This is a genomic window from Nannocystis punicea (assembly GCF_026965555.1).
GTDB lineage: Bacteria > Myxococcota_A > Polyangia > Nannocystales > Nannocystaceae > Nannocystis > Nannocystis punicea.
This window is the reverse complement of record NZ_CP114040.1, coordinates 10,820,619-10,833,245: the sequence shown is the minus strand read 5'-3', so window position 1 is coordinate 10,833,245 and position 12,627 is coordinate 10,820,619. Positions and strand designations below refer to the sequence as shown.

Annotated in this window: 6 protein-coding genes; 1 reads left to right on the top strand and 5 read right to left on the bottom strand. The window is 70.1% G+C overall.

Annotated features, from left to right (window positions below):
- Window positions 1-116: 116 nt before the first annotated feature.
- The 4 genes from O0S08_RS41455 to O0S08_RS41440 form a co-directional block, all read right to left on the bottom strand.
- Window positions 117-854 (bottom strand): hypothetical protein, encoded by a 738-nt coding sequence (locus tag O0S08_RS41455; RefSeq protein WP_269035048.1) that lies wholly within the window; start codon window positions 852-854, stop codon window positions 117-119.
- A gap of 136 nt (window positions 855-990) precedes the next feature.
- Window positions 991-3,336: a TonB-dependent receptor gene (locus tag O0S08_RS41450; protein WP_269035047.1), complete on the bottom strand. Its 2,346-nt coding sequence runs from the start codon at window positions 3,334-3,336 to the stop codon at window positions 991-993.
- A complete protein-coding gene (locus O0S08_RS41445; RefSeq protein ID WP_269035046.1) occupies window positions 3,333-4,376 on the bottom strand; it encodes a hypothetical protein in 1,044 nt (347 codons plus the stop codon). The genes O0S08_RS41450 and O0S08_RS41445 overlap by 4 nt, the downstream gene beginning before the upstream one ends.
- A gap of 74 nt (window positions 4,377-4,450) precedes the next feature.
- Window positions 4,451-6,070: a DUF8224 domain-containing phage-derived protein gene (locus tag O0S08_RS41440; RefSeq protein ID WP_269035045.1), complete on the bottom strand. Its 1,620-nt coding sequence runs from the start codon at window positions 6,068-6,070 to the stop codon at window positions 4,451-4,453.
- Window positions 6,071-6,515: 445 nt separating this feature from the next.
- Between O0S08_RS41440 and O0S08_RS41435 the strand changes: the two genes are divergently transcribed.
- The gene (locus O0S08_RS41435) at window positions 6,516-7,100 is read left to right on the top strand and encodes a superoxide dismutase (protein WP_269035044.1); all 585 of its coding nucleotides are present in this window, start codon (window positions 6,516-6,518) and stop codon (window positions 7,098-7,100) included.
- 162 nt (window positions 7,101-7,262) lie between these two features.
- Here the strand turns inward: O0S08_RS41435 and O0S08_RS41430 are convergent, their stop codons facing one another.
- Window positions 7,263-12,614, bottom strand: coding sequence for a protein kinase domain-containing protein (locus O0S08_RS41430; protein WP_269035043.1), 5,352 nt, complete (start codon window positions 12,612-12,614; stop codon window positions 7,263-7,265).
- Window positions 12,615-12,627 lie beyond the last annotated feature (13 nt).

The following is a 12,627-nucleotide window of genomic DNA, read 5'->3' as shown; positions in this document are numbered from 1 at the left end:
CGACGAGCACTTCACCGAGCTCCGCGGCGTCCACGGTGCGCCGGCTGGCGCCACCTCGTCGTCGAGTCTCGCAAGCGGCGGGGCCGGGCCAGAGCCGCGCTTCTGGCAGGGCCGCTTCAGATGTCCGGTGACGGCGAGAAGACGAGGCCGCAGCAGGCCTCGGCGAAGGCCTCCTGGCCGGGCAGGTCGAGGTCGCAGAAGTCCGCGGCCGGGCAGGTGCCGATGACCTCATGGTCGGAGGTGCACGTGCAGCTGCTCTCGTCGCACTCGATCGCGATCGTGGGATGCCCAGGACACCAGCGCTTGAGCGAGCACCCGCCCCAGGACGTGGTGCACGCGCAGACCTCGCTCGCTGCGAGGAGCTCCTCCGAGCACGGAGTGTAATCGCCGGTGACGAGTTCGGCGCACGAGAGGCCGGCGACGCAGTGGCGGAAGGCGATCGTGGCCTCGACGCAGGCGGGGCTGTCGGGCGGGTCGGGGACGCACATCCGCATGCACGAATCGAAGTCGCGGAAGTCGGGCGGACCGAGGCACTCGACCGCGCGGGTGCACCAGGCGGCGCAGGACGCGTCCCACTCGGGGTCCGGCGCGCCGGTGGTGGTGGAAACTTCGTCGCCGGCGGTCGTGGTCGCGGTCGAAGACGATGTCGGCCCGGTCGTCGAGGTGCCCTCGCTCGTGGTCGAGGACGTGGGCGCGCTGGTCGACGAGGCCGACTCGCCCTCGCTCGTGGTCGCCGGATTCGAAGTCGCCGACTCGCCCGGCGACTCGGTGGTGCCCGTCATCCCCGTGGGGAGCTGGCAGCTCGCCAGCAGAAACAATACGACGCCCTTCCATACGACTTCGAAGATCGACATCACAACCTCGACACATTGATACGAGGTCGGCCTGCCCTTCGCCACGGTCGCCGGCGTGCGCTCGCGGCTCAACTCGCGTTGGCGCTGCCCAAGACGAGTTGGTGGCCTTCAGGACAGGTTGCGGGACGAGCCGCTGTCAGTACGTCACGCGCACCCCGAGGACCGGCAGGATCGGCACGCCGACGACGGCGCGCTGGTCGGAGAAGTCGTAGTTGTAGAGGATGCCCTCGGGGTTCTGGCGGTTGTAGATGTTCTGCACGTCGAGGTAGGCCGCCACCATCGCCCGCTTGTAGACCCACGTGCGATCGATGCGGAGGTCGAGCTGGTGGAACACCGGCAGGCGGGCGCTGTTGACCGGCCCGTCGAGCGGACGGATCCCCAGGCCGCTCTCGATCTGCGCCCCCACCCGCGGCGTGTACGGCAGGCCGGTCACCACGCGGAAGCGGGTGGCGATCGTCCACCGGCGCGGCAGCTTGTAGCCGAGCAGCAGCACGAGGTTGTGCCGCTGGTCGAAGTCGGCCGGGATGTTCGGCCGCACCACGTCCCACGTCGCGTAGCCGAGCAGCGAGCGCATGTACGTGTAGGCGATCCAGCCGAACAGGCGGGCGGTGAGGTCGTGGCGCAGCATCGCCTCGGCGCCCCAGGTCTGGGTGCCCACGTCCGGGAAGGCCGGGGCCTCCGGCAGCAGCGGCAGGTTGTCGCGCACGCGGCGGTAGAAGACGGTGCCGTCGAAGCCGAGAGTGTTGGTGATGTCGACGTGGACGTTGGCGCTGAGCTGCACGGCCCTGGCGGCGCCGACGCGGCCGCGCGGGTCGAACTCGAGGCGCGCGTCGAGGTAGCGCAGCGCGCCCGGCAGGACCAGCGGGCTGAAGCCGGCGATCGAGGTGGTGCCGCCGTAGGGGTTCTCGGAGTTGGAGATGAAGCCCGAGGTCTCCTCGTACTTGCGCTGGCTGGCCTGCGAGTAGAGGCCGGCGCCGAACTGCAGGGTGACGCGGTCGTGGGCGACGACGCGGGCCAGCACGCGCGGGTCGACCGCGAACGCGGCGTTGTCCTTGCCGGTGAACAGGTTGACGCGCACGCCCGGGAACAGGGTGAAGCGGCCGCTGCCGATCTGCGACGACAGATAGAGGCCGCTGGTCGTCACCAGGCCGCGGTCGGTGGTGTCGGGGAATTCGTAGTCCGGCGGCCCGTAGGTCCCGGGCGGCAGCGGCTCCTGGCGCAGGCGCGTGGCGTAGCGATCGATCTGCGTGTCGACGCCGACGGTCAGCTGGAAGTTGCGCGACGGGCGGGCGGTCACCTCGGCGCGCAGCAGGCCGACCACGTCGGTGCGGCGGCGGTAGAGCTGGCTGGTCTCGAACACCGTGCGGTCGAGGCGGAGCGCCGGCGCGAGCAGGAAGTCCCAGGTGCCGTGGCGCTTGCGATACGTGAGGTCGAAGCGGTGGAAGCCGGCGCGCAGGGCGAAGTTCGAGCCCGGGCTGTAGGTCGAATCGGGGTAGCGGAGGTCGTCGGTGGCGCCGAGGACCCGGGCGGTGAGGCTGCCGCCGTTGCCGACCGGGTGGTCGAAGATCAGCTGATAATCGTGGTAGCGCGGGCGGATGAACTGGTCGCCGCGGACGTCCGCGGGCAGGGCCTTGAGCACGAGGTCGAGGTAGCCGCGCTGGGCCGCCATCAGGAACGAGCCCTTGCCGAGCGGGCCCTCGACCAGGCCGCCGACCGACGTGATGTCGAGCTTGGCGTGGCCGTGCAGGCCGTCGCGCCGGCCGACCCGCGGGGTCATGGTGACGACGCCGCCGACGGCGTTGCCGTAATGGCTGGAGAAGCTGCCGGGGATGTACTGCAGATCCTGCAGGACGCCGGTCTGGATCACGCTGGCGAGGCCGGGCACGTGGAAGGCGCGCGGCAGCGGGTGCTCGCCGAAGAACACCTGCGATTGATTGGGGGTCGCGCCGCGCAGCACCAGCAGGCCGAGGCCGCCGGGCGCGCGGGCCACTCCGGGCAGGTTCTGCAAGGCGCGCAGCGGATCGCCCTGGCTGCCGGGGAGGCCCTGGATCTCGTCGGGCGAGAGGCGGGCGCTGTACGGGCTCGGGCGCGCGGTCCGCTCCTGCTGGACGATCGTGCGGTAGCTGCCGGAGCCGGCCGGTTGCAGGTAGATCACCGGCGGCTTGCGCCGGCGCCAGAACGGGGCGGTGACCGGTTGCTCGAGGCGCTGATGCTCGGCGGCGACGACGGTGAGGATGAAGTCCTCCGCCGGCAGGTCGGTGAGGACGAACCGGCCGTCCTCGCCCGACACCGCCTCGCGCGTCCACGCCGGCCCGCGCCGCGCGCTGGCGAAGACCTTGGCGCCGGCGACGGGCGTGCGCTCGCCGGCGCTGCGCAGCGTGCCCTGGACGGTCGCGCGGGCCGGCCGTTCGCCGGCCGCCGGCGTGGCCTTCGCGGCCGCTGGGGCCGCGGCGAGGACGACGAGGAGGACCGCCGCGATCATCGGGTCGTGCTGTCGAAGTGCAGGCGGGCGAAGCCGCGGCCGGCCCGGTTGTCGCGGACGGAGACGAACATCGTCATCGGTTCAGGGTGGTCGGACACGACCCATTCGATCTCGGCCTCGGGGTCGGCGCGATTGGGGGCGTTGAACTGATCGACGAGCGCAGTGAGCTGCGCGTTGATCTCGAGGAACTCCGTCCGCATCACCGGCATCGGCTCCTCCGGGCCGTCGCCGTCGGCGTCCACGCTGTTCTCGATGTAATCCTGCGCGCCGCCGCCGACGAACAGCGGTAGCACCGTGACGCGCTCGCCGGGCGCGACGAGCACGGTGTCGTCGGGCTCGGCGAGCAGCTCGATCCGCTCGGCGCCCAGCTCCCGCGACACGCGAAAGCCGACGACGTCGGGGTGGGTGTCCGGCGGCTGGGCGATGAAGTCGACCGGCAGCTCGGCGAGCTCGGGCGCGAACGGCAAGACGGCCCACAGCGGCCCGGGTATGTGGATGTCGCGGCCGATCAGGCACTGCTCGAGGCCGGCGTGGGGGGTGGTGCCGTAGCGCTCGAGGCAGGTCTGCGAGGAGACGTCGGGGGTGCGGCTGCCGATCGCCATGATCGACAGGCCGGCGTAGTAGAATTCGGGCGAGAGGGTGAAGGCGCCGGCGAAGCCGACGCGGATCTTGTGACCCTCGCCGAGGCGGCAGGCCCACGGGATGTCGAACGGCAGCGGCTGCGGACAGTCGAGGATCCCGTGACCGCGGTTGTAGTACGCCTCGATGCAGCCGCCGCGGGTGCACGCCAGCCAGATCGGCGGCTGGATCTCGACGTCCTCGGTCGCGGCGACCAGCCACTCGATCTCGACGGTGTCGAGCGGCAAGGCGGTGGCCCGCCGCTGGCCGGGCGGCACCTGCAGCAGCGTCGAATAGCCGCCGGGCTCGACGACGAGCATCCGCGTGCCGAGCATCCTCGCGTCCTGAATCCACCAGTAGGGCTCGGAGGGGATGCAGGCGGCGCCGCACAGGATCGCGGCGCCGAGGGCCAGGGTGCGCATGCAGACCTCACCCTACTCGACGGGGCCTCCGTCTGCCACCGCGGTGGGGGGCTCGCGGACTCCGCGCTGGGCCGTCAATCCCAGCGGTCGAGCTTGTAGACGAGGCGCACGCCGCCCTTGCCGGCGACGCGGAAGGTGTAGTCCCAGGTGGTGCCCTTCTGCAGGCAGATCCCGCACGCCTCGGCGTCGTCCTTGCCGTCGACGACGGCGCTCTTGGCGTAAGCCTCGAGGGTGCTGCGGATCTCGTGGTACTCGCTCTTGAGGAACGAGGGGAAGAAGCCGGCGCCGCCGCTGTACTCGAGGTCCCTGGCGCCCTTGAGGAGGAAGATGACCTTCTGGCCGTGATGCGGGAACTTGGCCGCGTCGCCCCACATCGACGGCTGATAGGTGACGGCGGTGACAGGATGGAACTGGCCGGGCTTGAGGTTCCACCGCGCCGGCGCGGAGCCGTTGACGTAGAGGTACCAGGTGACCGGGTTGCGCGCGTCCTCGCGGTCCCACTGCACGATCGGCGGCGCGTCCGGGTTCTTGGCGGTGACGAGCCCGAGGTACGAATCGGCGCGGTCGGGGACGAGGAACTCGAGGCCCTCGGCGGTCGGCAAGACGGTGCGCGAGAACTTGTCCCACGTCATCACGGTCGGCGGGACGTCGTGCCACGTCGGCTTGGAGGCCCGCTCGCGCAGGTGCGAGAAGACGCCCCGCTCCTCGCGCGCCGGCTTCTCCGGCGCCGGCAACCACAGCGGGACGATGTCGCCGAGCCGCGCGAACCGCCGCTCGAGCGAACCCGCCGCCCCGAGCTTGGCGACGATCTCCTCGGCGCGGGCGATGTTGCCGGCGCTCGGCGGCGCCGTCGGCCGCTGATAGGCGAGCGGGTGCATCTTGGCGTCGAAGCGGGACTTGACCGCGTCGAACGAGAGGCCCGCCGCGAGGTCCTCGAGCAAGGTGCCGATCATCGTGCTGCGCACGCGCACGAACCCGGCCGGCGCGCCGGCGACGGCCTGCCACACGAGGTTGTCGCGCGCCCGCTGGTTGGCGGTCGCCGCCAGCCGCTCGTGCAGCGCGAGCAACCACGCGGCGACGCTGATGCACGCCTCGGAGCGGTAGAGCTTGTCGGTGGTGAGGAGCGCGTGGGCGTGCCGCACCAGCTCGAGCGGGAACTCGGCCAGGCCGCGCAGGAGGGTGTCACGGTCGACCCGCCGCTCGGCGGCCGCCTGCGAGGCGGTGCGCACCGGCGAGGCCCGGTACACCAGCGCCGCCGCGGGCTCGAGCGAGAGGTGCCACCAATCGCCGGTGCGCGGCTGCCCCCATTGCGGCCGCGACGACAGGAACACGCCGTCGATAGGCGCGCGCGTGACTGCGTCGGCGAGCGCCTTCACGGCCGCGGCGTAAGGCTCGGGCACGGCCTGCGGATCCCACAGCACGGAGACGAGCTCGCCGTCCTCGCCGACGCGCACCAGACCGCCGTGCCGGTCGACGAAGCGACGACACGCGGCGCAGTCGTGCCATTGCCGCAGGTGCTCCGGGACGGCCGCGAGGAAGGTGGCCCACAGCTCGCCGGCACCGCTGACGAACAGCGGCACGCCGTCCGCCGCCGTGACGGCCTCGAAGCGCGCTCGCATGGCGGCGAGCAACCTCCGTCCGTCCTCCTCGCGCTGAATGTCGGAAGCAGTGGTGGCGGCGGTCGGGGCAGACATGTGACGCCAGTCGAAGGTACGCGAAAACACCGGGCCCGAGTGGGCGCGAGGACGCGCGCAGGGGCCGAAAAGTGGCCCCGCGCTCGCGGCGCAGCCGGCGGGGCGCTCGCGCCCGCGCAAGGAACGGGCGCTCGTCCGCGCGGGGCGGCCGCCCGGCGGGCGGCGAGAGCGGCGGATTCAGGGCAGCTCGCGGATCTCGGGGGAGCGAGGGCGCCGGGAATGATGGCACCCCAGGGAGTGCCACGATTCCGGCGGGCATGTCCGGCAATTCCTCCGGGAATGATCGGAGATCTCGCAGCCGAGGCCGGTCTGCCAACAGATTGTCCATCTGCCAAAAGAATATCCCGCGCCCCCCCACGGGCCCGGAGCTCTGCTAATGCAACGGCGACCAAAGCCGCCCACCACCCACGGGCCCCCTCTCCGACTCGCACCCGAGGATTCGCCGATGCCGTTCACCCTCCCCGACCTCCCCTACGCCAAGGACGCGCTCGCCCCCCACCTCAGCGCCGAGACGCTCGAGTTCCACCACGACAAGCACCACGCCGCGTACGTCAACAACCTGAACAAGCTGCTCGCCGGCAAGCCGGAGGCGGAGCTGCCGCTCGAGGAGGTCATCCTCCGCAGCGACGGCGGGGTGTTCAACAACGCCGCCCAGGTCTGGAACCACACGTTCTACTGGCACTGCATGCGGCCGAACGGCGGCGGGCGCCCGACCGGCGAGCTGGCCGAGGCGATCACCCGCGACCTCGGCTCCTACGAGCGCTTCCGCGAGGAGTTCGCCAACGCCGCGACCACGCAGTTCGGCTCCGGCTGGGCCTGGCTGGTGGTCGACAACGGCAAGCTCGCCATCACCAAGACCGGCAACGCCGACCTGCCGCTCAAGCACGGCCAGAAGGCGCTGCTGACCATCGACGTGTGGGAGCACGCGTATTACATCGACTTCCGCAACGCGCGGCCGAAGTACATCGATACGTTCCTCGACCACCTGGTCAACTGGGACTTCGTCGCCGAGAACCTCCGCGCGAAGTGATTCGCCCGCGGCGTGATCGCGCGTCCGCTCGCTCGCCCGCTGGCGAGCGAGGCGGGCGCGCGAGGCTAATTCGGGTTCGTGAGCACGCGAGTCCACGAGTGCCCGCGTGCCACGCAGGTTCTCGACCGAAGCTGCCGTGTTCCGGGCGTGTCGCTGCGGCGCTCAGACTTCCCAGGACAGCGCGGCCGCGAGCTCGCGGGGCGTGACGACCGCCCCAGCGAAGGCGGAGAGCGGATGACACGAAGCGCCAACCGTGCCGAACCATTCTCGGACGCTTGCGTAAGAGCCGACCTCGCTGCAGCGTCCGTGCCGGACGACCACGCCGGAACCATGCGCCTCGAGCTGAAACATGGCTACCAGGTCGCCGGACCCCACGCTCCACACCCGGACTTGCCCCGACCAGTCGCCCGCGATCACGTGACGGGCGTCCATGCTGAACGCGAGGCTGCGGATCCGAAAACCGTGTCCGTCGAATCGACGGAGGAGAGAGCGGGCCCGGGTGTCGAACACGTGGACCGCATCACCGCAGGCTGCCGCGAGCAGTCCGCCCCGTGGCGCGAAGCACAGGCCATCGATGAGCGGCCACGCCGTCGTGAACACAGCCAGCAGGGCCCTCTCGCTCGCCTGACCGTCTTGTAACTGCAGACAGCGCTCGACATCCCACAGCACGATCCGCTCGCTCTGTCCCGCCGTGGCCAACAGTCGCTCCTCCGCGTCCACGGCGAGCGTGTAAATGCACTGCTGCTCGTCCATCTGCAGGCTCGTGCGCTCCCCGTCGCCGGCCACGAAGTCGAGGAGCGCCTCGCCTCGTGCCGTCTGACCGCCGCAGATGCCCACGGCTCGGGCGACCGCGACCGTCTGTGACTGATACAGCACCTGGGGGGCCATCGGCGCCGCGAAGACCCTGCTGCCCGTGGCTCGGTCCCAGGCCGCCAGTTCGTACCGCGGATCGTCGCAGACCCGAGCGATGATGAATCGGCCGTCGCAGGTGAAATGACACCGGTCCCAGGCCGCGGCATCGTCGCAAGTACATCGATCCAGCACGTGCTCGCCGCGGCTCTGCGCATCCACGAGGACGAGCGAGCGAGCGCGGGCGAACACGAGCGACTCGGCGTCGGGCGCGATCGCCACCGGATGCTCGTACTCGGGCTCGAGCGACCGATCGAGCGCCATCTTGGCGAGATCCAAGCGATGCACGACGCCGTCACTCGTAAAACCGATCGATCGATGGTCCTTCGAGAGCGCGACCGCGTCGATCCATTCCCCCGACGCGGGCATGCTCACGAGGCATTGGCCGGTGCGGGCATCCCACATATCGAGGGTCCCGGTGTTCTCGTGCACGCCGACGATGCGAGCGCCGTCGCTCGAGAATCGCAGGCACGACCACCGGTGACCGCGGCTCCTTTCCAAATAATGGCTCCACACCTGCCTGTCCGTGCTGAAGATGCACAGACCGCGCTCATGAGCGGCCACGATCCACCCGCCATCCGGTGACCAGTCGACCGCCGGGTCGAACGTTTGAAGCTCCTGCCCGGCGATCGTGATACCCGCGTCGGACGTCGACAGCGCCCGCGGCGTGATCGTACAGATGGTGAGAGCCCGCATACTCTTGAATGCCACCTGATCGCCCGCCGGTGACGGCGCGAAGCCGGAGTGAGACACGTGCTCGGGCGCGATCGTCGACGTCGCGAGGAGGCTGAACCCTGACAGCTCGTAAAGGGCGAGCCCGCCCGAGGCGGGCGTGTGCACCAAGAGGCGAGTGTCACCGGCGACGAAGCAACCCCTCGCCGGGCGATCGACGAGGCGCACGCCCATCTGCAACGGTTCGCCCGGGCGCCACGTGTACAGCGAGCCGTCCTCGGCGAACAACACCAACACGAGGGCGTGGCGGGCCCACACGGCGGCGTGAATCGGAACGTCCATGAGGGCTCCGGCGTGCACCTCGGCGCCAGTGGTCAGGTCCCACAGTCGAGCAGCCTTGCCCTCAGTCCATGCGACGAGGGTGCGTCCGTCGGCCGCGAGCTCGAGGTGCGTCGCGCCGAAAGGGGTCGCAGGCCAGCGGCGCAGCGGTCGCAGAGGCTCGGCGTGCCAGACACAGACGTTGCCCGCACTGTCGATCGTGACCAAAAAGCGCCCATCGCGAGTCCAGCGCACGTCGCGGACCCATGCGAACGCGCCCGGGCTCAGGATCTGCTCGAGCGCCCGGGTCGAGGCTGGTGGGCTCGTTCCTTCAATCCGATCGCCACCGTCGCGAAGGAACGCGGCCATTTGCTCGAGTCCCCGCGGCGCGCGCCAGAAGACTCCGATCATCTCCATGCCCTCGGTCCGGGCGCCCGTGAAGTCCTGAGGGGCACCTTCGGCGCGACTCGCGGCGAAGTTCACCGCGCGAAGGTCGGCCTCGCGCCACGTGACACTGCCCAGGGACGCGCCGGTAAGATTCGCCCCGACCGCGAACGCGCGATCGAAGTTCGCGCCGTCGAGCTGCGCGTGAGCGAGGCTGGCGCTCCGAAGGAAGGAGCCGGTCAATACTGCGCCGCGAAGCGACGCGTGATCGAGGCGGGCCCCTGTCAGGTCGGCCCCGGCGAGCCGTGCCCCGGCCAGCTCTGCATATTCGAGTTGAACCCCGGCCAATCGCCATGGCCGCTCCGGCGTCGAGCCGATGTCCGGATCGGCGGCGATCAGCAAGAGCGCGTGTCCGCGGAGCTCCGCGGGCTCACCGGTGCGCAGAATGTCCACCAGGCGTTCACGTGCCTGCGGCCAGGACGGCGTGTGGCGACATGATGCGCAGAGCCCGGCACTCGGTCGCGCGCCTTCGAGTACTTCGAGGCCGCCAGCGGCGAGGCGGCGCGTGAAGTGACCGGCCAGCACCCATTCGAAGATGCTGTCATGCACGAAATACACCGCGTCATTCGTCGGGTTCGGCGGCTGCTCGCCAGTTTTGCGAAATGGGATGATGGGCGCCGGAAAGCGCCTCGCCTGCTCGCGCGCCAGCCAGGTCGCCGTCATCGTCGGGTTCGCCTCGCGGGTCAGCATGGCGCCGTCCACCAGCACGGCCTGCATACCCGTCCCGAAGCGTCGGCCTGCGGCGTCCGCCATGCGACTCAGCACATGCACGATATTCGCCCCGACCGCGTCGCTACCGATCGCTTCGCGGCGAAACCACACCGACGCCGCGATCGCTTCGAGCGCTCGGTGGAATTCCGCCTCTGTGACATCGAACACCAGCCGGACCGCGCGCGCGATCCATGACTGCACGTAATCCGCCAGCACCGGATATAGCTCGGACCGCCGCAGGCGCTCGGGCCACTCTCGTGCGATTCTCAACAGTTGTACTCCCAGCCCCGGCAGGTTCAGGAGCGACGCCAGTCCTTCCTGTGCCAGGGTCTTTCGCAACGCGGCAGCCCGGTCCCGATCGATCGAGTACTTGAAGCCGCGAAAATCTGCTCCGGGCAGCGCGCTCAGGTCCATGATCGTATCCACCTGAAGAGGAACCGCCGGATCGACCGCGAGTACGATTCGAGCGTCCGTCGCGGGGAGCGCATCGAGGGCCTCTCGCACGGCCGTGGCGACCCTCGTGGGAGAGTTACGCTCACCCGGAGTGTCCAACCCATCGAGGAGGAGGACGCATTCCCCGGCGGCGATAGCTACTTCAATCGCGGCGGTCTCCCCGGCAGAGAAACCACCCTTGCGGAGTAACCGCGACAACTGCAGAGGAGCGTCCCATTCCGTCGCGTCGACGAAGACAACGGGTGGCGTCCCCGCGGTCATGGCCGACTGCGCGAGGCGAGCCGCGAGCATGCGGAGCGTGTACGACTTCCCCGCTCCGAGCACGCCGCGCAGGCCGATCGTCGCGGGCTGGTCGAGGGTACTGGCAAACAGGGCCTCGACGGCCGGTATCGCGCGCTCGTCGGTCTCCTGAACCAGCGGCTGAAGCTTGTCGTGGTGGTCCGGTGACTTGGCGAAGCGGGCGAGCCGGCGAAGCCGAGACTCGTCATGAGCACCGATGCGAATCAGGCGCCCGAGCTCGCGGACATCGCGGTCTTGTGACGCAATCACGCCGCGGAGGACGACCGCGACCGGCGCGCCGGGCATGCAGGCCCGCGCCCGAGCGAGGCCCAAATCGTCCGGGTCGGGCATGCCGTCGTCGTGGAGCACCAAGTGGCCGTACGGCATCACGAACACAGGCGTCTCATGCGACGTAATCCCGATGAACGCGGCCCGATAGCCGCATAATGCGAGCACAGTGCCGACGCGCAGCAATTCGGGATACGGCAGGAGTGCGTCGAGTTCGGTCCCGGTGCGCCGATTCTGCCGCATGTGACTCTCCACGACCTCGGCGGGCCAGACGCGCAGACCCGCCGACTCGAGGTCTGACGAAAGCGCGTCCGCGGACGACCAGAGGAGCAAGGAGCCATCGGCGGCGAAGGCAGGCGACGGAGGACCCGGATCAGGGCGTGCGCGCGCGAGCTCCAGCGATCGGCAGAACTCCGACATGGTCTGCGTGCGCTGTCGGGGATCGGGACACAGCGCAGCCCGCAGCGGCGCGCGCATGGCGAACGGCACTTGCTCGCGTGCGAGCAAGTGGGCAGGCTCGCGCACCGCCACGCTGCTCGGCAGCTGGCCCTGCAGCAGCACGTACAGCGTCGTCATCGCCAGGCTGTACACGTCCGTAGACGGTGCGAAGTCGATGCTGCCGTCCAACAGCTCCGGGGCTACGTACGGAAGCGTACCCAGTGGCACCGTCGCCGTCAGCGGCGCGAACGCTCTCCCGCCGGCGAGATCGAAGTCGACGAGCTTCGCGTGGTGATCACCGTCGACGATGATGTTGTTCGGATTGACGTCGCGGTGCATCACGCCGTGCTCGTGGACGAACGCGAGGGTCTCGCCGACCTCCAGGATCGCCGCGAGCAGTGATTCACGCGCCGCACCGGCGTCGCACGCGGCCTCGGCGAGCGTGCGACCTGGGACGTGGTCCATCACGCAGTAGACGTGCGCACCCTCGCGGGCGTGCGGCTCATGGACGATCACGAGGCCGCGGTGGCGCAGCCGCGACAACATCGACCCGCCGCGGATGAACCGCCTCCGAGTGCGTTCGTCGTCGGCAGCTTGCCGCGTGAGGATCTTGAGCGCGACGTAGCTCCCGGTGATGATATCGACGGCCTGCCACACCTCGGCGAAGCCGCCCTCGCCGAGTCGGTGCTGAAGTTCATAGCGCCCGCTCCACAGTGCCCCCGCCTCGAGCGGAGCCGCTGGCAAGACGCCGCGCTCGACGACCCGAATGGCCGCGATTCGACGCGGCCGGCTCTCCACGAGACGATCGAAGAACTCGTGATCCACGAAGTCGCGGCGCAGGAGCAGCTCGGCGGTCGCGAACGCGAGCTGCGCCAGGGACACCGCCGCCCCTGGGAGAGCGTCGCGCAGTGAATATGGCTCGTCGCTGACGTGGCGCCGCAATTCGTCGTCGCTGAATAGCGACGCGAGCAGCTCGGCGAGGGCGTGCGCGCGCGAGGCCACGGCTCGCTCAGCG